22 protein-coding genes are annotated in these 23,284 nt (G+C 43.5%); 7 read left to right on the top strand and 15 right to left on the bottom strand.

All coding sequences use genetic code 11. The features are described 5' to 3' along the window. The first annotated feature begins 566 nt into the window (after positions 1-566). Positions 567-1,235 carry an ATP-dependent Zn protease gene (locus F6K57_RS06555; RefSeq protein WP_293065924.1) on the top strand — a complete coding sequence of 223 codons (669 nt, stop codon included), beginning with the start codon at positions 567-569 and terminating at the stop codon, positions 1,233-1,235. A 14-nt stretch (positions 1,236-1,249) separates the two neighbouring features. On the opposite strand, the gene F6K57_RS06550 is transcribed toward F6K57_RS06555, so the two are convergent. The 12 genes from F6K57_RS06550 to F6K57_RS06495 all read right to left on the bottom strand — a co-directional run bounded on the left by F6K57_RS06550 (position 1,250) and on the right by F6K57_RS06495 (position 13,075). Then, positions 1,250-1,381, bottom strand: a complete 132-nt coding sequence (locus F6K57_RS06550; protein WP_293065921.1) for a hypothetical protein — start codon at positions 1,379-1,381, stop codon at positions 1,250-1,252. Then, positions 1,368-1,973 (bottom strand): class I SAM-dependent methyltransferase, encoded by a 606-nt coding sequence (locus F6K57_RS06545; protein WP_293065918.1) that lies wholly within the window; start codon positions 1,971-1,973, stop codon positions 1,368-1,370. Before F6K57_RS06545 ends, F6K57_RS06550 begins: the two co-directional genes overlap by 14 nt. Before the next feature lie 153 nt (positions 1,974-2,126). Beyond that, entirely contained in the window at positions 2,127-2,714 is a 588-nt protein-coding gene (locus tag F6K57_RS06540) for a Uma2 family endonuclease (protein WP_293065915.1), read from the bottom strand. A 126-nt stretch (positions 2,715-2,840) separates the two neighbouring features. Beyond that, on the bottom strand, positions 2,841-4,757 hold the full coding sequence (locus F6K57_RS06535) for a WD40 repeat domain-containing serine/threonine-protein kinase (RefSeq protein WP_293065912.1): 1,917 nt from the start codon (positions 4,755-4,757) through the stop codon (positions 2,841-2,843). A gap of 114 nt (positions 4,758-4,871) precedes the next feature. Further along, positions 4,872-7,268 (bottom strand): heavy metal translocating P-type ATPase, encoded by a 2,397-nt coding sequence (locus F6K57_RS06530; protein ID WP_293065909.1) that lies wholly within the window; start codon positions 7,266-7,268, stop codon positions 4,872-4,874. 312 nt (positions 7,269-7,580) lie between these two features. Further along, on the bottom strand, positions 7,581-8,255 hold the full coding sequence (locus tag F6K57_RS06525) for a glutathione S-transferase family protein (protein ID WP_293065906.1): 675 nt from the start codon (positions 8,253-8,255) through the stop codon (positions 7,581-7,583). Positions 8,256-8,607: 352 nt separating this feature from the next. Further along, positions 8,608-9,150 (bottom strand): EF-hand domain-containing protein, encoded by a 543-nt coding sequence (locus F6K57_RS06520; RefSeq protein ID WP_293065903.1) that lies wholly within the window; start codon positions 9,148-9,150, stop codon positions 8,608-8,610. Positions 9,151-9,486: 336 nt separating this feature from the next. Next, positions 9,487-10,209, bottom strand: a complete 723-nt coding sequence (locus F6K57_RS06515; RefSeq protein WP_293029954.1) for a hypothetical protein — start codon at positions 10,207-10,209, stop codon at positions 9,487-9,489. 385 nt (positions 10,210-10,594) lie between these two features. Further along, a complete protein-coding gene (locus F6K57_RS06510; protein ID WP_293065900.1) occupies positions 10,595-11,914 on the bottom strand; it encodes a cytochrome P450 in 1,320 nt (439 codons plus the stop codon). A gap of 212 nt (positions 11,915-12,126) precedes the next feature. Beyond that, on the bottom strand, positions 12,127-12,414 hold the full coding sequence (locus F6K57_RS06505; RefSeq protein WP_293065897.1) for an addiction module antidote protein: 288 nt from the start codon (positions 12,412-12,414) through the stop codon (positions 12,127-12,129). 9 nt (positions 12,415-12,423) lie between these two features. Next, the gene (locus tag F6K57_RS06500; protein ID WP_293053070.1) at positions 12,424-12,714 is read right to left on the bottom strand and encodes a type II toxin-antitoxin system RelE/ParE family toxin; all 291 of its coding nucleotides are present in this window, start codon (positions 12,712-12,714) and stop codon (positions 12,424-12,426) included. Positions 12,715-12,838: 124 nt separating this feature from the next. Then, positions 12,839-13,075, bottom strand: coding sequence for a hypothetical protein (locus F6K57_RS06495; RefSeq protein ID WP_293065894.1), 237 nt, complete (start codon positions 13,073-13,075; stop codon positions 12,839-12,841). A gap of 81 nt (positions 13,076-13,156) precedes the next feature. Here F6K57_RS06495 and F6K57_RS06490 point away from each other — a divergent pair, with 81 nt between their 5' ends. Next, the gene (locus F6K57_RS06490) at positions 13,157-14,113 is read left to right on the top strand and encodes a F510_1955 family glycosylhydrolase (RefSeq protein ID WP_293065892.1); all 957 of its coding nucleotides are present in this window, start codon (positions 13,157-13,159) and stop codon (positions 14,111-14,113) included. A gap of 916 nt (positions 14,114-15,029) precedes the next feature. Next, complete coding sequence (locus F6K57_RS06485; protein WP_293065890.1) at positions 15,030-15,275, top strand: hypothetical protein; 246 nt, start codon at positions 15,030-15,032, stop codon at positions 15,273-15,275. On the opposite strand, the gene F6K57_RS06480 is transcribed toward F6K57_RS06485, so the two are convergent. Both F6K57_RS06480 and F6K57_RS06475 read right to left on the bottom strand, forming a co-directional pair. Then, on the bottom strand, positions 15,265-16,989 hold the full coding sequence (locus F6K57_RS06480; RefSeq protein ID WP_293065887.1) for a metallophosphoesterase family protein: 1,725 nt from the start codon (positions 16,987-16,989) through the stop codon (positions 15,265-15,267). The two genes, F6K57_RS06485 and F6K57_RS06480, sit on opposite strands and share 11 nt — an antisense overlap. Continuing rightward, complete coding sequence (locus F6K57_RS06475) at positions 16,892-17,317, bottom strand: hypothetical protein (RefSeq protein ID WP_293065884.1); 426 nt, start codon at positions 17,315-17,317, stop codon at positions 16,892-16,894. The genes F6K57_RS06480 and F6K57_RS06475 overlap by 98 nt, the downstream gene beginning before the upstream one ends. A gap of 264 nt (positions 17,318-17,581) precedes the next feature. On the opposite strand from F6K57_RS06475, the gene F6K57_RS06470 reads away from it, so the two are divergent. The 4 genes from F6K57_RS06470 to F6K57_RS06455 all read left to right on the top strand — a co-directional run bounded on the left by F6K57_RS06470 (position 17,582) and on the right by F6K57_RS06455 (position 22,048). Then, positions 17,582-18,511: a pentapeptide repeat-containing protein gene (locus F6K57_RS06470; RefSeq protein WP_293065881.1), complete on the top strand. Its 930-nt coding sequence runs from the start codon at positions 17,582-17,584 to the stop codon at positions 18,509-18,511. A 134-nt stretch (positions 18,512-18,645) separates the two neighbouring features. Then, positions 18,646-21,528 (top strand): CHAT domain-containing protein, encoded by a 2,883-nt coding sequence (locus tag F6K57_RS06465; protein ID WP_293065878.1) that lies wholly within the window; start codon positions 18,646-18,648, stop codon positions 21,526-21,528. After that, on the top strand, positions 21,519-21,671 hold the full coding sequence (locus tag F6K57_RS06460) for a hypothetical protein (RefSeq protein WP_293029756.1): 153 nt from the start codon (positions 21,519-21,521) through the stop codon (positions 21,669-21,671). Before F6K57_RS06465 ends, F6K57_RS06460 begins: the two co-directional genes overlap by 10 nt. 245 nt (positions 21,672-21,916) lie before the next feature. Further along, complete coding sequence (locus F6K57_RS06455) at positions 21,917-22,048, top strand: hypothetical protein (protein ID WP_293029758.1); 132 nt, start codon at positions 21,917-21,919, stop codon at positions 22,046-22,048. On the opposite strand, the gene F6K57_RS06450 is transcribed toward F6K57_RS06455, so the two are convergent. Beyond that, positions 22,004-22,963, bottom strand: coding sequence for a DUF928 domain-containing protein (locus F6K57_RS06450; protein ID WP_293029761.1), 960 nt, complete (start codon positions 22,961-22,963; stop codon positions 22,004-22,006). The two genes, F6K57_RS06455 and F6K57_RS06450, sit on opposite strands and share 45 nt — an antisense overlap. Positions 22,964-23,284: the final 321 nt, after the last annotated feature.

The raw sequence follows: 23,284 nt of genomic DNA, 5'->3' as shown, positions 1-23,284 counted from the left end.
TTGTCTGTCAGAATGTAGAATGCAGAATGTAGAATGTAGAATGTAGAATGTAGAATGCAGAATGTAGAATGCAGAATGTAGAATGTAGAATGTAGAATGCAGAATTAAGAATGTAGAATGCAGAATTAAGAATGTAGAATGCAGAATTAAGAATGTAGAATGCAGAATGTAAAATTCTTAATTCTTAATTCTTAATTCTTAATTCTTAATTCTTAAAAGTTGTTCACCTTTAGGGTTCCCGTAGGGTAGGTTATCTGGTTCCGTAGCGTGGCCTTTTGGCCAAGGTTTAAATATCAAGGATGAAAGGCTTGGATACTTGGATGGACAGTAAAAATTGCAATTAATCATAAAAATTTTATCTCATGTTTATATAAACATTTATCCAAAAAATTTGTTTATAAAAAGTAGTTAATATCCCTACTATTTGTCGGTTATCTGTTTCATGTTCCCTATTCCCTATTCCCTATTCCATGTTCCCTGTTCCCTGTTTCCTATTTCCTACTATTCATAATTGTTACCAAAAACATGATATAACTAACAATGAAGTAACAAGTAACCAAGAACAAATGCAACAAATTGCGCTGAATTTAATTGCTATTGGTGTTTTTGGCATGACCCTTTCGGTTTTGCTAGGACCACTGTTGAATATTTCTCCGGCAATCCCTGCGGTAACTACTTTTGGTGTCTTGAGTCTTGTTACCCTAGATGGCTTCAGCTTCCAAGGGAAAGGGTTAACGCTGCTGTTAGATGTATTGGCGAGTACCAATCCTGAACATCGCGGACGCATAATTCGCCATGAAGCGGGTCATTTTCTGGTGGCTTACTTACTTGGTATTCCAATCACTGGTTACACCTTAAGTGCTTGGGAAGCTTTGAAGCAGGGACAACTGGGTAATGGTGGTGTGACGTTTGATACTGAGGCACTATCGGCTAAGGCTTCTAGTATTCGGGAAATGCGATTAACCTTAGATCGATTTTGCACGGTTTGGATGGCAGGCATTGCTGCGGAAACTATAGTCTATGAGAGTGTTGAGGGCGGAGCAGAAGACTGCGAAAAACTCCGAGATGCTTTGGAAGGGTTAGGTTTTTCTGCTAGTGAGTACTCAGTGAAAGCACGATGGGCTGAGCGTCAAGCGACTAGTATGATTACTGAACACTGGGAATCTTATGAAGCACTGGTGGCTGCTATGGAAAAACGGGCATCTGTGGCAGAGTGCTATGAGGTGATTCAGTAGTTATAGCGCTTTAGTTAGGGAGTCGGGAGTCGGGAGTAGGGAGTAGGGAATCGGGAGTAGGGAGTAGGGAGTAGGGAGTAGGGAGTAGGGAGTTTTGGAATGTATTGGAGGTATGGGGAGAGGGAATAGTTATTAATGTTTTTCAAAGATACTTAGCACAACGGGTCCGAGGAGATGGTGATGTCCTAAGCATGACAAACCCGCTACCTGGCCAAATTCTTCCCGTTGCTGTCGGCTATAGAAACGAATCTGGTTAGGGGAAATTGGTAAAGACTTTTTTCTCTTTCTAACAGTATAGTCTACTAAGTAATAATGTCCTTTGGGTTCCAAGACCCGACTAACTTCTGAAAAAACTTGTTGAGGATTGAGATAGTGTAAAAAGCTGATGGTATTAAATACTGCTTCAAATTCCCTGTCAGCAAAGGGGAGAGATTCAGCATTGCCTTTTCTATAGATTATTCGCTGCCGATGCTGGTTTTTTTGTCGGGCTTGAGCGAGCATTTGAGTAGATAAATCTACCCCAGTGCCTCGAAGATTGGGAAACTCTTGAGCAAGACGATTCAGTAAACGACCTGTACCACAGCCAAGGTCTAATACATTGGGGTGATCTGTGAGTTCTACAAACTCTAACAGCCGTTTATGGAGTGCTTGGTAAAATACTGTGGTGAACAGGATGTCGTAGTTTGGTGCCCACAGATCAAAGAACTTTTCTTTTGTGCTAAAAAAATTACTAGTCATTATCAAGGTTGACAGTTTAAGGTTGAAGGTTGAAGGTTGTTTGGTTGTTCGCGTAGCGTGGCCTTTTGGCCAAGGTTGAAGGTTGTTTGGTTTAGGGTAGCTTTACTATTTAAATAGTACAGAAGGGAGCAAGTTTAATGATTAATCAAAAAATTAATCTTGAGTAAGTTGAAAATTTACTCCCTCGTAAATATCTTGAAAAGAAACGCTTAACTCTAAGGAATTTAGAGAAATAACGGAATTTTCTGATTCATACTCAGTGAACTGCCATTGATTGGTAGCAGTTTTATTATATTGCAGTAGACGATACTCACTTTGTTCGATTAGAATATATTCTTTGAATTCTGAGATAGAACGATAGTATAAAAAATTATCACCTTGGTCATAGTTTTTAGTAGAGTTTGATAAAACTTCGACAATTAACATCGGGTTCATTACTGTAGTTGTCCCCTTACCTGTGTAAACCGGTTCGCCTTGAATCACCATAACATCTGGATAGGTATACTGACGGTAACGAGGTATCCACAAACGCACATCACCAATATAAATTTTGTACTGTTTTCCCTTTAAACCAAGTTTGAAAAGGGTAGCAATATTAAGGGCAATTTGATTATGATTGGTAGTACCACCAGTCATTGGTATAATTTCTCCATCCCGATATTCAATCTTGTAGTCTGCTGTTTCTTCTAGTTTTAAATAGTCTTCTGTAGAATAATATTTGGTTTCAGATATTAGTTGCATTGGTATTTAAAATTTGCTTTTGTTATTATGTTTACCGTAAGTATAATTATTAGTTCTTAATCATCGTATTGCCTATTGCCTTTTGTATTTTGCCTGCATGCCTATTGCCTGTTGCCCCCTAGCTACCTAGCGCCAAATCTTGATGGTGTTATCGAAACTACCACTGGCAAGAGTTCTGTTATTCGGACCAAAAGCAAGAGCATGAATGGTGTCTGAATGACCGTTGAGAGTGCCAATTTCTTGAGTTGTATCAACATCCCATAGCTTTATAGTAGTATCTGCACTACCACTAGCGAGTATTTGGCCACTACGGTCAAATGCGATCGCATAAACCCAACCTAGATGTCCGTTGAGGGTGGTAATTTCCTGGGCAGTGCCAATATCCCAAAGCTTGATAGTACCGTCAGCACTAGCACTGGCTAGGGTCTGTCCATTGGGAGTGAAAGCGATCGCAAGCACCTGGTCTGAATGCCCTTCAAAGGTGTGCATTTCCTGACCACTTAAGGCACTCCACAGCTTGATGGTAGCGTCAGCACTACCACTAGCAAGGATTTTTCCATCTGGCCTAAAGGCTACTGAATGAATCCATGATGAATGTCCGGTCAGAGTAGTGAGCTGCGTAAGGCTACGAACATCCCAAAGCTTAATGGTGCCATCACTACTGCCACTGGCAAGGTGGTATCCTTGGGGGTGAAAGGCAATGGAATTAACCTCACCGGAATGCCCTGTGAAGGTGAACATCTCTTTACCAGTACGGACATTCCAGAGTTTGATGGTGTGGTCAGCGCTACCACTGGCAAGACTCCTGCCTTTAGGACTAAATGCTACAGCACGTACTTCAGCGGAATGCTTAGAAAACCAACCTCCAAAGGTAAGGATTTCCCAGGCTGTTTTCAACTCCCACAACTTGATAGTTTTGTCCCTACACCCACTGGCTAGGGTACGTCCATCAGGGCTAAAGGCTACAGAATAAATTTCATCGGAATGACCTTTGAGAGTGGTTGCTGCAAAAACGATAATCCTGGGATTACCTCTTGGTGGCCTAGAGTTAGTTTTTAGATTAGTTTTACCAGTGGATTGGGGAGTTAGTTGATTACGGTGGAATGGCTCCCAGGTAAGACCAGCTTCGGTTTCTTGGGTGATTCCTAAATCGTCCATCACTGCGATCGCGGATTGATACCTGAGCTTGATGGAACTCTGAATCATTTTGTCGAGAATCCGACTCAATTGTCTACTGACGGGATTATTGACCAAAAAATCCCGCCAGACAAAGCCATTTTCCATCGGATCGTATAAATTAAATGGCTGAGTTTGGGTCAATAAATGAATGCAGGTGACTCCTAAACTATAGATGTCACTGGCAAATACTGCTTTACCAAAGATTTGTTCCGGAGCCGCATAACCAGCACTACCAATAGTTGTGCCAGTTTTGGCTAAGGTAGTGGCTGTGGCATACTTCGCTGCACCAAAATCTACTAGTACCAGGTCTGGGGGAGTGATAACCTCCTGCCTAGCACTGGGGCGGAGGATACGACGACGAATGATATTCTCTGGCTTGATATCCCGATGAATTACCTTACCTTGGTGGATAAAGTGCAGCACTGGTAACAACTGACTCAGGAGTCTACGAATCTGACTTTCTCGGAATGGTTCAGTTGCTGCCAACTCTTGAGCTAAATTTTCCCCATGGATAAATTCCTGAACTATGTACCAGTGATGATCTTGTTCAAAATGGGCGAAGAGTTCAGGAATCTGGGGGTGTTTGCCCAACTGTTCTAAGCGCAAGGCTTCCTGGTGAAATAATCGAGCAGCTTTGGTAGGATGATTATTACCTTGGGGGTAAAATTGCTTAATCACACAGTAGGATTTAGACGCTTTTCCCTCGTCGATGGCCAAAAGCGTTCTGCCAAAGCCTCCTGCTGCAATCAGCTTAATAGGGCGGTATTGCTGTCCTAACAAGAGTTTAGTGCCGCAAGTTTGGCAAAACTTGTTGCCATCAGGATTGTAAGGCTTAGGGCAGTTGGGATTGAGACAGTAGCTCACACAAACAGCTGGTTAGATTACTTACATCCAATGCTAGGGTGGGTTAGGCGGCGAATACTCTAAAAGCTGACCTTTTAACCGACCTATCCGCCGTAACCCACCAATAACAGTGTCTCATAACCCAGAAATGGGCTTAAAATTCCGTAATCGCAATGCATTAGTTACCACAGATACTGAACTAAATGCCATCGCTGCACCAGCAATAATGGGATTGAGTAACCAGCCAAAGATCGGGAATAACACACCAGCCGCAATCGGAATTCCTAGTACATTGTAGATAAAGGCAAAAAAGAGGTTAGTGCGAATGGTGCTGAAGGTAGCACGACTTAGTTGAATGGCTGTAATGATGCCTTGTAAATCTCCCGAGATTAGGGTAATATCAGAGGCTGCGATCGCAACATCAGTACCTGTACCAATGGCAATCCCCACGTCTGCTTGAGCCAGAGCTGGGGCATCATTAATCCCATCCCCTACCATTGCTACAGTTTTGCCTTCTTTTTGGAGAGTAGAGATCATGCTAGCTTTTTGATCTGGTCGGACTTGAGCAAATACCCGATGGATGCCAACCTCGTTTGCGATCGCATCAGCAGTTTGTTGATTATCTCCCGTTAGCATTACTACCTCTAATCCCAACCGCTTCAAGGATTTCACCACCTCAGCTGAAGCAGGTTTGAGGGCATCAGCAATACCCAAAATCCCCTCAATTTTACCATCAACTGCGATCCAAACTACCGTCTTACGGCTCGCCTCCCAATCCCCCTGATAGTCTGCTAAAGACCGATTCGGTTGCACCGTCACATCTGTGTCAATCCCTAATTCTTCCATCCATCGTTTTGTCCCAATCTGCACCAATCTCTTGCCCTTTAGCCCACCCCCTGCTGGTTCGGAAGATAAGAGGGGATGATTGTGATCAACCATTGCCTGTACCCCACTGCCAGCAACAGCAGTAAAATTCTCTGGTGTTGGTAATTGCAATCCTATTCCCTGAGATTGGGCATAGCGCACCACTGCTTCAGCTAAGGGATGTTCCGAATGACTTTCCACTATTGCCGCTAGTTGCAGCAAGTTGATTTCATTGCTGCCGGTAAAGCTGCCCAGTTCTGACGAAGAGTCATAGATGCCTCCAACTGTAATAAAATCCGTTACCGTAGGTTTCCCTTCCGTTAGGGTTCCGGTTTTATCTAGCACGATAGTTTGCAGTTGATGAATCAATTCCAGACTCTCGGCATTTTTTATTAAAATCCCGTTTTCTGCACCTTTACCCGTCCCTACCATCACTGCGGTTGGAGTAGCTAGACCTAAAGCACAGGGACAAGCAATCACTAACACTGCCACCATATTAATCATGGCTAGGGTAGGATTTCCCGTGGTTATCCACCAAACTCCAAAAGTGATTATTGCGATCGCAATCACTACCGGCACAAACCAACCTGTCACCTGATCCGCTAAGGTTTCAATCGGTGCTTTAGACCCTTGAGCCTGGTGTACTAACTTAACAATCTGTGCCAGTACGGTATCTTTCCCGACCCGAGTCGCTTGGAACTGGAAGCTACCGGTTTTATTAATCGTTGCTCCAATCACTTCATCCCCCGGCTGTTTCTTGACCGCAACACTTTCTCCTGTCACCATGGCTTCATCCACACTAGAAGCTCCTTCCATAACTATGCCGTCTACCGGAATAGTTTCTCCTGGACGCACTAATACCACATCTCCAACTTGCACCTGGGCCAAGGGAATATCCTGCGCTTGACCATGGCGAATCACACGAGCGGTTTTAGCTTGTAATCCCATCAACTTACGAATTGCTTGAGATGTCTGTCCTTTAGCCCGGTGTTCTAGCAATCGCCCTAGCAAAATCAGGGTAATCACTACAGCAGTGGTTTCATAGTACACAGGGAGAGTTACCCCTTGGGGTAGGAATGATTTCAAAACAACCGGGGGCAACACCGTGGGAAACAGAGAATAGACATAGGCAGCACTAGTCCCAAGGGTGACTAGGGTATTCATATCTGCTGTTTTGTGTTTCCAGGCTTTCCATGCTCCAGTCAAAAAAGACTGTCCACACCAAAACAGAACCGGTGTGGTTAAGACCAGCTGTAGCCAAGGGTGATGTAACCAAGATGGAATCCAGGGGATAGATAATCCTGTCATCATCGGTAGTGAAGCAATCACTAACACAGTACTAAGCACAGCACCGACAATGAATTTTCGTTTTAGGTCAAGGGTTTCGGCTTGACGTTGCCATTCGAGATCATCAGGCTCATTACTGATATCCTCGATCGGGAAAGCTTGGTAGCCAGCATCACTCACTGTCTGTTGAATCAGTTTGGTTAGTTGCTGGTTAGTTTTGTGGGGGTTACTTTCCTCGGTATTGTAGGTAATACTAGCTTCTTCTGTACCAAAATTGACCCTGCACTCTACTACACCTGGAACCCTTTGAATCAGGGTTTCTATGCGTCTGGCGCAACCAGCGCAGCTCATTCCTTGTAAACGAAAGCTTTGTTGTGTCATGATATCCTCTAACCCTACGGTTAAAGGATAAACTCTCTAGTTTAGTGGAGAGTCAAGGGGATGAGTGTTAGTGGGTAAGCTATCAGCGGTCAGCAGTCAGTGGTCAGTGGTCAGTGGTCAGCCGTCAGCTTATCTTATTCAAAAGCTGTTCGGTGTAGCTTGGCCAATGGCTGATAGCTGATAGCTCATATAGCACTACGCATTAGGGTGTTTGACATTCCTAAACTCCAAAACTTAGTCATAACTTACTTCTGACTTCTGACTTCTGACTTCTGACTTGCCCATAGCGCTATACCCTATCGCAAGCTGAGTTTACTGTGTTTTATTTCCCCCAATCAGTTCACGAGCACGGAGTTTTACCAGAACTTTTACTCGCCGCTTAAATTCTTCAAAATCTTCTGCACTCAATTCTGTTTTCTGCCATGGTTCCCGTTGCATCAATCTTTTAAACCACTGATCCATGTTAGGATAATCAGTAAGATTAATCTCTAACTTCAGCAATAACGATATTGCTGCTCCAGCAACGATATCTCCTAAGGTTAACTGGTCCGAAGCAAAGTAAGGGCTGTTTCCTAATAACTCGGATAAAAATTTGAGTACTGTATCTAGCTTCTGCTTGGCTCGTGTAAATTGTGGTGAGTCTTCCTTTTGACAGATTAGTTGAACTACTGGGGGAAATAGCTCATTAGCTGTCAACAATTGTACCATGCGTACTTTGGCTAATGCCTCTGGTGAAGTTGGCAGCAGCGCAGGTGTGGGATATTTGGCTTCCAAGTAGTCCATAATTGCCAAGGATTCTACTAACCGCAAACCGTCATCCTCCAGAACGGGAATGTGATGAAATGGGTTAATGTCTAAAAACTCTGGTTGAAATTGATCGCCATCTAATTTAACTAATACTGTTTCAAAGGTAAGGTTTTTTTCTAGTAAGGTTAGCCAGACACGACGAACATTGGGCGAGAGGGGATTGTAGTAGAATTTGAGCATCGATTATTTATCCTGACGTTTACCTTTGAAATTTAGCTTAATTTTACCGAAAAATATGGTTGTGGTTGCTTCTTAGAAGGTAAGGGTAGTTCTGAAACTTCAGGGTCTGTGAACTCAAAAAGTTAGTTACGGCTTAAAATAATGGTGCGTTACGGCTTCGCCTAACGCACCCTACGAGATCTACAATATCAAATGATTGACCTTTGGTCACGCTACGCGATTGGCCTACGGCCACGCTAAAAGCGATTGACCTTTGGTCACGCTACGCGATTGGCCTACGGCCACGCTAAAAGCGATTGACCTTTGGTCACGCTACGCGATTGGCCTACGGCCACGCTAAAAGCGATCGAGCTTAGAAAGAACCGAAAAGATAATTACCAGGAGAATCTGGGTCATCACTTTTGTGAAATTGTTCAAGCAAGTCTTTAAACTGATCCTTAGACAAAGTGTTACCTGCTTTCAGATTTAGCTTAGAGCAAGCAATCTCTAATTCTTCATCGCTAACTCCCCAGGCTTTGATCAAATTAGAAAATTCTTCAGGACTTATAACACCATCTCCATTCTGATCAAACAGCTCGAAAACCTCATCAGCTTCTTTTTTTACAGTCTCGTACATTTCGTTGCTGGTAATTCGAGTGTAACCATGTTCGAGCCACTCATCTAAACTAATTTCACCATTATTGTTTTTATCTACATCTTTTTGGAGATGATCCCAATCAGCCATGACTTCGGCATACATCTTGTCATAACCAGCGGATCCCGGCTCAAGATTATGTAATTTAGCCACTGTCTGGGCTTTAATCTCAAAGTCTTCTTTGGTTACAACACCATCATTATTAGTATCATAAATATTAAACAAATGCGTCCATTTCTTGGTTTGAAATTCAGTAAGCATGTTGGCTAATCTCCATCAATAAAAAAGTAAGATTTGACTGGTGCAATTCACCAAGGTAGCTTCAAGGCTAGGTAAATTCCTACTACACAACAGCATTGCTACTGTTCAGCATAAAGAACTTCTAAACCTTTAGCTGACAAAACTATACTACCATAGTCTCGTTAATTTTTTGCCTTCACAAAATAATCTTTGTGCTACATCGATGGCATTACCAGCTGAGTTCAAATTCAGCAAATTACTGAACAATACGTCAGGGATATACTTACAGCTATTGAACTGAATCCTTACGATGTTTTCTGGGCACCACCGCCATATAAATACTTACTATTAGGTGCTTTATTTCGTTTCTATAGTTATCATTCGGTGCAATTCAGAATAATACTTAATCGTTTGTTCATTCCATTCCATCATCTTCCATTCAACTGGCTGCTGGTTCAATCCATTGAGGAAAGAAGGGAACACTATCGGCTCCTCAAATGTAGTTGAGTATAAGAAGTGGAAATCATCATGATACATCCTCTGAGTAACTTTGTTTTCACGATCAACCAAACAGAAAGCCCTTTTAGCTCCTAAGTCATCAATATATTTACCAAAAGCTGCTAATAGTAATGGCATGGCTCGCCTGTAGTGTCTGAGCATCACGCTGTATGTATTGATATCGACTGCCGGAATCTTGTCTTGAAAAACGTAATGTTCACCATTAGGTCTTTGCCCCATTTCAAAAGGGAACCTACTCGACTTGGTTCTATCGTTAATTCGTGATGTTAGTACTATTTCATTGTCTTTGATGACAAAAAAATAGGTTCCTACTAAATGATATTCATTGTCGATTCGATTACTAAATCCATCATATCCTGCTTTTTTTAAGTGCATTTTATGCACTTCGCGAACCTGTTCAGTCCAATTTTTAGTCTGGTCATTAACACCCATGACATAAACCAGGTATCCATCTTTTTCGAGATATAAATATGGAGCCAAAAGTTCTTGATCTGAATACCATAAATCACCGGGAGTTTTCCTAGACAGGCTATGGTCAGCTTTCGACATTGAATTGATCATCAGTGAAACTAAAATCTTCAGTGTTGGATCACTCCATGGCAATGGTTAGGGAAGACTAGCCATTTTTAAGCACTAATAGTGAATTACTCTACCAAATAAACCCTAAACAACTTGAGATTTAAGCTTAACTTAAGGATGATATAGCACTACCGATTCAGGTGTTTGAGATTTATACAACCAGCAAAAGCTGTTGCCATCAACTTTTGCCTCTAGCATGCATGCCTCTTGCCTTTCCCGTAGCGCCGCGATATCAGCCTTTGGCCTGTGGCTACGCTACGGGAATAGTTTTTGAAAAAAATAAGCTGACGGTTGATGGCACCTCAAGTAGCGTGAGCTAAAAGCTCACGTCTGTTCGCGTAGCGTGCGCGTAGCGCATATGCTTACCTTAAGAGTTTACTCTACGACTAAACTTAACCTTAAGTTCATCCCGGGGATGGGGAGTTGGAATCACCACCATTTCTAAATCTTGACCTGGCACTAGTTTCCAGTCATAATCCCGGAGCAATTGAGCCGCGAAAATCCTCATTTCTAATTTGGCAAACTCCCTGCCTAAACATTCCCGTAAACCACCCCCAAAGGGGATATATCCAAAAGTTTTTTGTTTATCTTCTTTCCTATCTAGGCCAAACCGATCTGGGTCAAAGCGTTGATGATATTGATAAATTTCCTCATTTTTGTGGGTTTCGGTAATTTGGCACAGTATAGTCCAACCTTGAGGAATCAAGTAACCGTTAAATTCAAAAGACTGAATAACCCTCCGAAAAATACCACTAACCGGAGGAATTATGCGCAGCACTTCTTTGAGAACTTGCTCTAGATAGGTCATCTGCTTGAGATGTTCCATGGTTAGGGGTTCTGAAGCAGAAAACTGCTGTTGTTCAGCACGGAGATGGGCAAGAACATCTGGATGCTGCGCTGTCAACAGACAAAAAGATGCGATCGCAGAGGTTAAGGTTTCGTGACCTGCAAACAACAACAGAATTACTTGGTCTTGGATGTCATCTAAACTTAAGGAATTCCCCTCGTCATCCTCAGCTTGTAACAATAGTCCCAAGGCGTCCTTTCCGGGATTTTTCTGTTGCTGTCGCTGTCGGACAATGGTTTCGATATGGGTCAGCAATCCTTGACGAGCACCCAAGGCTTTACCAAATCTTGTCCAAGGTAGAGAGATCGGAATAGTGAACAATCCCTGACAAAAGTTCTTAAATAGTTGAGCCAGAGCGGTTTGGGAACCTGCATCAGTTCCCATCAGCAAGGTACTAGCGATATCAAAGGTATAGTCTCGCAGTTGAGGATACCAGGTTAAGCTTCCCATCTGTTCCCATTTCTGCAGATAGTTGCTAGTAATGTTGGCCATGGTGGGAATATAACTAGCTAATGCTCTCGGTTGAAACGCCTGGGACATTAATTTGCGGCGCTTCTGGTAGAATTCTCCAGTTTGGTTGGTTAGTGAGGCGGCTCCAAGTAAGGTTGCTGTGCTTTTGGGCCAGCTAGCAGCAACATACTTATTTTCGTTAGTAAACAGAAATTGATTCGCTTCTGCAGTAGTCATCGTCACCGTAGGACTACCAAAAATGTGGGTTTTGTAGATGCGCCCATACTTGTCTAACCGCTTTTTGTGGAAATTTCGATCGGTTAAAAAGCTGATGGTCTCACCGATAATGGGTAAACAGACGTTACCAGGGGGCAATGGAAGCGAACGCATATCTTGAGTAGTGGTTTCCATGGAAATAAGCAAGCTGCAGGGTCAAGACTTATTATCTCTTGCCTGATCCAGGGGAAACCCATCTTATTTTGAAATCCCTACTGGATATGATTATTAATTTTGAAATCTTTTCTGAGTAACTTGGTAACCAATTGGTTTAGGAAGAAACGTTCTAAGTTAGTCAAAAGACACAACAACAAAAATGCAATACTTCATATCGGAGTAGCCCGCAACCGTAGACCAAGTGCCTGTATTACCTTGAGAAAAGTGGCTAACTTTAGATTACCTTCCATCAACAACGCCTGATCAAGACTCTCATGTCCGAGACCGGTTTCGTGAGCAATTTGTGTCATTGCTTTGGAACGAGCAATATCTCCTAGAGCAGCCACCACCAAGGCAGGATCGCCATCTTCAAGAGCAGCTTCGAGATAGGCAGCCATATCTTCTTTGGTCTCCAGATGTTCTGCCACATCCCAAGGATGGGTTTTGATGTTGGTCATCACCATCTCCTATAACTTTTGTGCTAGATCTAGGGCTGTCTTGATATCCCGGTCTTGGGTGCGCTTGTCACCACCTGCAAGGAGGATTATCAAGGTACTCCCGCGCTGCAAGAAATACACTCGGTAGCCAGGTCCATAGTCAATACGTAGTTCCGAAACTCCTCTTCCCACTGGTTTCACATCACCGGGGTTGCCCATCGACAAACGACGAATACGAATATCAATACGTGCCCTTGCTTGTCGATCGCGCAAGCCACTGAACCACTTGGAATAAGCTTCGGTCTGCCGGATTTCGATCATGGCTTGTATCCTAAGGGATACAGAAAGACAAGGAATGTCTAACTAATATTTTAAGATATTGTAGCTCGCCACTCCTGACCGACAACTCCCAAATAATGGAGTTATACACCAGACCTATAATACATTAAAGAACCTTTGCTTGCCCAAACCGGAGATTATCAGCAACAACCATAGCTAAACAAACCCCAGGAGCAGCAACTACGCCATCACCATCAAACCAGCTTGGTCTAGAATCGGTATCAGTATCAATAATTATTCCTGTGGCAACCGCTACAGTTTCCGAAGCAGCAACAGTGGATAGTAAAACGTTAACTACCAGAACTGAAATTACCAGTCCAACCCTGGGATTGGGAGAATTCATCTTAGGATTACTGGTGGTAGGGCCACTTGTACCCGCTTCAATCAAGCAATTGATGTATAGATGAATGTAGAGATAAACGATATGGTTAAAAATTGGTTTATTTACAGTATTGTCGCTATTACGGTGATGGGTTGTCAACCCACCACAATTAAAACCAATATCACTCAGTCAACCATAACAGGAGTGACCAATGATGTCACTAAGAATAACGTTATTCTTAGTGATGCTCCTGAGAAGTGGTGGCAGAAAACTAATATTCACGCTATGGCTGTCAGTCCAGAGAATCCAGAAATTCTCTACGTAGCCACCCATCATGGGTTACTCCAGCGTTCTGAAGCAGGGAAATGGCTGCAAGTTGGCAAAACTCGTTCTAATTTCACCAGCTTTGTGGCTCATCCCAAGGATAGCGGACGCTTTTATGCTAGCTTACATCCACCATCAGGAGGCAAGCTCGGTTTTCTGACTAGCTACAATCAAGGGCAACATTGGCAGCTCCAATCCCTGCTCGGAGTAGACTTTTTGACGTTAGCGATCGCACCAGCTAACCCCAAAGTAATTTATGGATGGGCGGTTTCTGGAAAACAAGGCTTGTTGGTTTCAAAGGATGGTGGCAAAACCTGGAATCAATTACCAGCGCAGGGACTGGAGGATAATCCCCATAACTTAGTAGTTGACCCGCGCAATCCTGAGCACGTGTTTGCCGCTACAACTCTGGGATTATTTGAGAGTAGGGATGGTGGAAAAAGCTGGATTTTAGTCCCCAATTCTCAAGAGTCCCTCGTTGCTAGTCTGGCTCTGAAATCCGAAGCAGAAAAAACAGTAATTTATGGATTTCACATCCTTTCAGAAGATTCCGGAGGATTCTTTAAAAGTACCGATGGGGGTAGGACTTGGGAAGCCATAAGCGCAGAAACTGGAGACTTATTTTTGTATATGGCGATCGCCCCGTCTAATCCCGATTTTTTATACGCTGCTAATGATCAGAATGGAATTTTACAATCTAAAGATAGCGGCAAAACTTGGCAACCATTATTCTAATACTATTACTATAACAAAGGGAGTAGGGAGTAGGGAGTAGGGAGTAGGGAGTAGGGAATCAAAAATTATCACAATTCATTGAGCTACTCTCTAGAATTTAGATTACTATTATATTACTATTAGATAGCGTTTATCATAGCTATGACCTACACATTATTTTTTCCCTATTGCCTCTTGCCTCTTGCCTATTCCCTGCTCCCTGCTCCCTGCTCCCTGATCCCTGCTCCCTAAAACCAAGATAGATATTTATTTGTACTTAAAGTGCCCTGATAATTGATAATTACTATGGCTATTAAGAGATTCCGTTTACGTCAATTGCACGCTTGGTTTGCCCCAATTATGGTCTTGCCAGTGTTGTTGACTGTGATTACAGGTTCCTTGTTTCAGGTGGCAGTTATTACTGATAAAAGTAGTGAATTTATTTGGCTTTTGGATCTGCACAAAGGAAAATTTGGTGCCATTAACTTACAAATGATTTATCCCTTTCTCAATGCCTTTGGTTTATTAACCTTAGCAATTACAGGTATTTCTATGTGGTTTCAGACTCGGCGACGGGTTATAGGGCAGCGCTCACGAAATAGGTAGGGAATAGGGAACAGGGAATAGGGAACAGGGAATAGGGAATAGGGCAAAAATTCTGTGTACCTCATAGCTAGGAAAAACGCTATAGCATTTTTATTTGAGATGTAAACATAGGATTAATAGACTAAGCGATGCATCGCTTAAACCACTCTTGAGCATGGCATTTTGCATTTTGCATTTTGCCTTAAAAGGCTAATAGCAATCCGTGTAGTAATTGTGATAATTTTGTTCCCTGTTCCCAGATCCGCTGTTCCCTATTACCAAAAATTCTGGGTTTAAAGTTCCTGTAGGGTGGGCAGGGTCGCAGACAGATTCACCAAGCTGGCAATGCAGGTTGCTAGGCACTGCCCACCTGAAAATTAACGACTATTTTCTCTTCCCGACTCCCGACTCCCGACTCCCGACTCCCGACTCCCGACTCCCGACTCCCGACTCCCGACTCCCGACTCCCGACTCCCGACTCCCGACTCCCGACTCCCGACTCCCGAGTCCCGACTCCCGACTCCCGAATCCCGATTCCCTTTTTACAGTCGACGTGTTATGCGGTCTTGTTCTTGAAAAAAGCAAACTCAAGCACTAACAAACANATTAGGCGATCGCGTATCAAAGCGATAGCTAGTTACTATACCGGTGCCAGTATCCAAGATACTAAACACAGTCACATCATTACTGGCGATATAAGGCAAGGGCTGGTTATTCTCTCCTAACAATGGCTCTATGGTTGGCATCACTGGCTGTAATCCATTGGGGTCTCCAGTAGCGGAATAGTTTTCTTTATAGCCAGTTGGTACTGGGCGCTTATTCTCACCAACATGAGCGCCATAACTATTCCCCACATTGGAGGATTCTAAAAAATGCATGCCATTACCATCAACAAAGCGATTCCATAGATGGGAATGGCCATAATACACCAACTGCACACCAGCAGCTTCTAACAATGGCACCACATCCCGAATGATGTAATCCTTGTCTTTGGGGTACTCATAACGCACTGCTGTCACTAACCCATCCCGATTCCGCTCAATGATCTGCACTGGGTCAGTATAAGCTGGGACAATATTCCCCCCTAGGCTATGGGGAGGATGGTGAAACATCACAATTTTATACTTGGCTTGTTGGAACTCAGTGCTATTGAGTTCTGCCTGGAGCCATTGGTACTGGGGACTCCCTTTACTCACCGGTTCAAAGATATGTTGTCCGTATCCCCAAGCGATGGGATTGTCTAAATCTTGTTCCCGTTCTTGATACCTACCTTTGGCATTAGGGCTTAAGCTAGGTGTCCGCCAAATATTAGTAATGTACAACACCACTAAGCGAATATCACCAAAGGTTACGGCATAATAAGGTTGGCCATTAGGTAGGTAAAAAATCTCGTTATAAGTGTCAGTATTATAGGTATTATTTTTTAGCCAAGCTTGGTAATAATTAGGGTCATTATCTGGATTTAACTGTTCAGCTTTTTGCTGATAGATGGCTTGTGCTGCAGCGCGAGGAAAAGGGTCATTGAATTGGCTATTCAAATCCTTTTCCATAGAAAAACGCCCCATCACTTCATGATTGCCAACTACAGGAAATATCGGGGCATTTTGAATAATTTCACCACCATGGTAGGTAGTTTTAACCCCATTCTTTTCCAATTGGTAATTGGCTCGACCCTGAAGACAGGGGAAAAAGGCACCACCCCGGTTATCATCAAACCATTCCGAAGCCCGGTCAGGAATATTAACTAAATCACCAACATAGAACACCCCATCAATTTGGCCTACAGTTTCTACCACCTTCTGGAGATTAGCTGCTGTCATCGGCATTAGTTGATGGTCAGAGGTCAGAAGAATTTTCTGGGGTGTCTGAGGGTTTGGTAGAGCACTGAGGCTAAAGAGTTTGCTCGTGAAAACTTGCCCATTGTCCTTGACACTGCTGACTTGATAGGGAACACGAACACCAGGAGTCAGTCCAGTTACGATCGCTTCATGACGCCAAATATCCCGCATAATTGGGTTCTGGTAGAGTTGGGCGTCTTCGGTCTGCTTGCCTACTCGGGATTTTTGGTCTTCCCGAGTGCGACTGAGTTTAGTAGTAGTAGCAGTGGCCTTACGGCAAGAAGTCGTGCCGTAGGTAACGGTGTGGTGGGAGCCAGGAAATTCGGTAAACCAAACCACTCGCACGGAATCTTCTGTAGGAAATTGCAAGAATGGGTCAGTCAGTAATTCGTAAGCGGATGTCATGGCTGGCTGCTGGGTAATTTGCTTGATAGTTGGAACAAGGACAATTACACCAATCACTATAGCTGCCATGAGGATAAAGCGACTGATAGAAAACTTGACCATGAAAGCTATAGGGCAGGGAATGGGGAATCGGGAATCGGGAATCGGAACCCACCCCTAACCCCTCCCAGGAGGGGAACGGGAATCGGGAGAAGAGTGTGGGGAGAGGGGGAAGTGTGGGGAGAGGGGGAAGTGTGGGGAGACAGGGAAGTGTGGGGGTATAGGGGAACAGAGGTAAGAAGTAGTTTTCGATGAAGTTGGTATAGCTTTGATCATACTTATTGTGATCATACTTATGAGGTAGATTCAAGCTTCTTACCCCGTCTTGATGCAAAGCACAAGTAAGGGTTTCCCCCAAGACTGAGCTGCATTCCGACTCCCAGGGAGTGCGCTTACAGTCGTCGAATTAAATTCGCCACGGGTCGCACCGCTCCCGACTCCCGACTCCCGATTCCCGACTCCCGATTCCCGATTCCCGATTCCCTAATACTTTGACTGCTCCTATGCCTCAAACGCTCAATGTATTTATGTAAAAGATTATTGCTGTAATCACATATTGTGTGAAAATAAAGTTAGATTAGATACAAAACGAACTGACTACAGGTTTTGTATAAGCAATACTATGACATTATTAACTACTAATCAAGTTCTTAAACAACTTAAGCAAGGACTGTCGTTACAGAAAGCCGAGCTGAGTCATATTGATTTACAGGGCTTGAATCTAGATAAGGCTGACTTTGCCCATGCCTACCTACGTAATGCCAATCTCTCAGGAGCGTCTTGTCAAGAGACAGACTTTAATCAAGCCAATCTCAGCTGGGCCAAGCTATCCGGGGCCACTCTGGTTTATGCCCAACTCTCAGAAGCTAAACTGACTCGTGCTGGTTTGGAGGAGGCGAATCTCCGAGGGGCTTGGGCAGCAAAAGCTAAGCTGTGTGGAGCAAGACTAGATGGGGTTGAGGCGTCCTTAGCTCAGCTGCAAAAGGCTGATTTGAGAGAAGCAACTGGCAAAGGGATAACCTTTATCAATGCCAATCTCAAGATGGCCAATTTAGGAGCTGTGAATTTCCCTGAGGCTAATTTCAGTGGAGCAAGTCTTGATCTAGCTACCTTAGAAGCGGCTAAGTTAATGGATACTAAGTGGCTTGGTGCTGATTTGGAACGAGCCAACTTAAGCCGTGCTAGTTTAGTCAGAGCAGATTTAACCTCTGCTAATTTGATTGTTGCTAATCTCAGAGCTGCTGATTTGACCGAGGTAATTTTGCGTGGTGCTCAGTTGCTGGAGTCAAGTTTGGAAAATGCCTTATTAAAGGATGTTGATTTAACTGAAGCGTCTTTATTTTCTGCAAATTTAGAAGGCGCTCGCTTATCTAAGGTTAATCTTAAAAATTCTGATTTACAGTACGCTAATTTGGAGAATACTATTTGGAATGGTGTTGATTTCTCTAACTGTGAGGTAGCAGGTGCAGTGTTTACCGATGCTAAAGGCTTAAGTGCTCAACAGTGCCAATGGCTGAATAAAAATGGCGCGTTGAATGTTCCTTTTGGGTAACCGTTGCGAAAGCCTAACTGTTAAACAACCATGGGATCACTTAGCGTCGGCTGTGGCCTACGCTAAGCCTTACGATGAAAAGCCATAGTCTATCCTAGAGATAATTTAATAGAAACCCTAGATTTAGCGTTCCCATGCTTCGCCCGACCCTAGTTGGCACCCAAGCCCTAATTTTTTTTCTCCTAAATTTAGTTCTCCCCATTGGCATCCTCCCGGTCTTATCCTATCCCACAACTGTTAAGCCAATTCCGCAAGATTGGTCAGCGTCAGAATTAGTGGAACAAGGCAGAGCACTATACACCAAAGGTCAGTTTAGTCAAGCAGCAAGCACTTGGGAACAAGCAGCACAAGCCTATGAATCCCAAGGGGATAGACTACATCAGGCCATGATTTTGAGTTATCTGTCCTTGGCTTACCAGAAACTGCAACAGTGGTTTGATGCCGAAGATGCGATCGCATTTAGCCTCAACCTGTTAGAGACCGGATCAGATCTCCGGGATACCCCAGACTACCAGCAAATCCAAGCCCAAGCTCTCAACACCCTAGGTAGTCTAGAATTAGCCTTAGGACAACCAGACACTGCTCTAGAAGCCTGGCAATTGGCTACTGAGATTTATCAACAAATAAAGGATGACATTGGCATTACAGGTACCCTAATTAATCAAGCTCAAGCGATGGAAGCCTTAGGACTTCACCGTCGCACCTGTAAAACCTTATTACAAGCCTTAAAGCTGGACAATAATTGCGATTTGTCCAATCAAGAACGGTTTGAAACGGTGCTGCAAACCTTTCAACAAACCCCTGATCCCCAGATTAAAATCCTGGGCTTACGTAGCCTTGGGAATAGTCTCCGTCTCCTCGGGGACTTGAACCACTCTCAGCAAGTGCTTCAGGCAAGTTTGAAAGTAGCTCAACCTCCTCTGCAAAAGCGAGAAACCTTACTGAGTTTGGGGCATACAGAACGTTCTTGGTACAACCACTATAAACAATTATACACCAGAACCAACCTGATAGTTAAACAAAAAGAAGTTAAAGAACAGGTTATTGAGCAGTTTAATCATGCTAGAAAATACTATCAAGAATCTCTTCAAGAGTCCAGCAAATTATCAGAATCAACTAGCTTAGACATTGAACCAAAACTACACCGATTAAGTCTACTCATTGATTACCACAATTGGTTAGAGACATTTAATGTTGAAAACAATAAGGATAATCAAAGGTCAAATATCCAAGAGTTAAAATCTCAAATTAATGACCAAGTCAAGGAATTACTCAACAGCGAGATTACTGAATTACCACCTAGTCGAACAGCAATCTATGCTCAAATCAATTTTGTGGAAAGCCTGATCAGCTATGAGCTAAAATCGAATAAGGATGAAGATAATCTTCAGGGGTCATCATTGAACCTTGAGCCTTACGAAATTGCCCATAGTTTAGTCAAAGCTGTCCAAGAGGCTCAAGTTTTAGACGATAAACGAGCGGAATCCTATGCCCTCGGTACCCTGGGTAAGCTATATGAACAAACTCAGCAATGGTATCAAGCTCAAGAATTTACCGAAAAAGCCCTCACCATAGCTCAAGGGATTCAATCCGATGACATTGCCTATCAATGGCAATGGCAGTTAGGACGAATTTATAAAGCTCTGGGAAAAACTGAAGAAGCAATCACCGCTTACCAAGCCACTGTCAAAACCCTAGATTCTCTCCGCCAAGATTTACTGGCTCTTAGTTCAGATGTGCAGTTTTCCTTTCGAGAAAATGTTGAGCAAGTCTATCGAGAATTAGTCGATTTACTCTTGAAAGACGAACAAAGCGCTGAACCGATCGCAAATAAACGGATTTCAGATAACCGGATTGCAGATAACCCGATTTCAGATAACAAGCTCAAGCAAGCTACCGAAGCAATTGACTCTCTGCAGCTAGCCCAAATTGAGAATTTTCTGGGGTGTAACCTTTCTGACATTGTGGAATTGGCCGAGCAAGAAATCGATCCGAGTGCAGCATTAGTCTATCCGATTATTCTCGATGACCGGTTAGCGGTGATCGTGAAATTACCAAAATCAGGAGAATTTATTCACTATACCACTGCTTTACCTAAAGCTAAACTTGAGCAAACCTTAGAAAGTCTCCGTATACAGCTAGAAAAACGTTTTATTTCTAAAAACAGTCTAGCCTTATCCCAACAGGTTTATGACTGGTTAATTCGACCGGCGGAAGGGTTGCTCGAAGCCAATCAAGTGAAAACCTTAGTATTTGTTCTTGATGGTGGCTTTCGCAATGTTCCCATGGCTACCCTTCATGATGGTGAACAGTATATAGTAGAAAAAGGCTATGCGATCGCACTCATTCCTGGTTTGAGTCTACTAGAGCCCAAACCCTTAGCTCAAGTAGAGTTAAATGCCTTAGCTTTTGGACTCTCAGAGATCCGGGAGGATTTGCCTGATCATCAAGGTTTCGCTAACCTACCCAATGTTAAAACAGAATTAGGGGAAATTAAATCCCAAATTCCGAGTCAGCAATTGCTCAATCAAGACTTTACCAGTCAGAAATGGCAAGAGTTAATCAGTTCAGTGCCATTTCCTGTGGTGCATTTAGCCACTCATGGTCAGTTTAGTTCAGTACCAGAAGAGACCTTTCTGCTGGCGTGGGATAAACGAATCAATATCAAGGATTTAAGCAATGTCATCCAGAACAGAAGTAACAATAGTTTAGAAGCAATTGAATTACTAGTGCTGAGTGCTTGTAAAACTGCCGATGGCGATAGTCGCGCTAGCTTAGGCTTGGCCGGGGTAGCGATTCAGTCAGGAGCCAGGAGTACTCTGGCTTCCCTATGGTTCATTAATGATGAATCTACCGCTAAACTGATGACATTTTTTTACGAAGAATTAGCTGCTTCTGGCGCAACGGTTACTAAAGCTGAAGCCTTGCGCCGTGCTCAAGTTAATCTTTTAAAAAGACCTGGTTATCAAGCTCCATTTTACTGGGGAGCCTATGTTTTAGTGGGAAATTGGCTGTAATCGGGAATCGGGAATCGGGAATCGGGAATCGGGAATCGGGAATCGGGAATCGGGGTCAGCTATCAGCTATCAGCTATCAGCTATCAGCTATCAGCTATCAGCTATCAGCTATCAGCTTTGTGGCACAGGCTTCGACCCTGTGACCTAACTCAAATTAAACGAATGCTGAGTAATGCACCACCCACGGGCTCGCTGATCGTGTTTTTCTCAATTCTTGTCCACTGTTCAAAGCTCCAAAGTTGCCTGTTGATGATAGCTTCCTCAGAACTACCACAAAGTAATCGGGAATCGGGAATCGGGAATTGGGGGAGGTGTGGGGAGATGGGGAGATGGGGAGGCTTGTCCTAACTTTAATGCGTAGTGCTATATAGGGATCGGTGTAGGAATTGTGATAATTGTTGATCCCGACTCCCGACTCCCGACTCCCGACTCCCTGCTCCCTACTCCCGACTCCCGACTCCCTGCTCCCTACTCCCTACTCCCTACTCCCTACTCCCTGTGCTGTACAACAATCAACTAGAGGTTTGAATGCGATCGCACGCAAACCCACCGAACCTAGGAAATCCTGCCAATCCCGTTCTAACCTAGAATCCTCTGGTTTCTGTTGCCGTAGTTCAGCTAAGGCTGTCATCCCATCATGCCAAATACCGTGACTGGCATAAATAGCAATACGCTCCCGTAGGGAAGTAGCAGCCTTTAGCTTACGACTTAGGGTAGAGTCTGGTGTGATGTGTTTGACTAATCCTTCCACCGTGGGATTCCCAGAGGGGTTTTGGGGATTAACTACAACAGAGAGCTGCCATCGATAGACCTGTTCAGTTTCTAGGGGTTCGGTCAACGGAACACTGACAATCCCAGGAGTTCCAGATAACGGAATAGATTCGACTAGTAGAGCCTGTTGGTTGTGATCGAGCAGTACAAACTCCGCCGTTAGTTCAGGAGTAGACTGTTCAGGAACATAAAACCAAAAGGTAGGAGACTCAGCTAAGGTCAGTGCTAAGAAAGAGTTGGAATCATTGTTGGCATCATTACTACAGTTTCCCGTTGTCTCGACAATCTCGCTACTACCAGGGACTATAGCAATCAGCTGATCCGAACACAGACCACGGTCTGCTCCTGATGTCCGTTTCGGTGGTCTGCCCACATCCTCAAAGCTTTCATTTTGTGTCGCATTTGGTGTAGTGACGTCTGGTGGGAGGAAATATAAACCTCCTCCAGCTGTTGTGATCTGATCAGTTCTGCCATCACCCTCAAAGTCTACATCTGGTTGAGCTGATGGGGTATCGGATTCGGATAAACTATCCCTAACAGAGTTGCTGTTTAGAGCAACAGACTGCGAACGCGCTCGTAGAGGGTAAATGGTGAAATTAACTAGTACCCAGGCAAGGGCCAAGATCAAGGAAGGTTTGTACAACGCTAGCTTTATTTTATACATACTGAGAGGTTTGACAAACGTTAATTTTTTTAAAGTATTCCATAATCTTTATCAGTCCTTGCCAAGGGATTTTACGCAAGCCTTTACATTTCTTATCAATTTTGGTCTGGGTGTTTTTTCGTTGACGCTTTCAGGTTGGTAGCTATGATAAAAATGAGGTAATTAACCTTGATGGCTGATTTATTTGCCAAAAACAGTATTACATGTCAATCCGGACTAATTGCTCTAGTTGAAGTAAAATTCACTAAATCTTAAACAAATAACGTTTTTATCAAAAAGACTTGGATCAGAAATCTAGTGCGGTTTTTATTCTAATGAGGT

This window comes from Moorena sp. SIO4A5, from assembly GCF_010672005.1.
Lineage (GTDB): Bacteria > Cyanobacteriota > Cyanobacteriia > Cyanobacteriales > Coleofasciculaceae > Moorena.
Note: the sequence above shows the minus strand (reverse complement) of the source record. Positions and strands in the feature narration are given on the sequence as shown.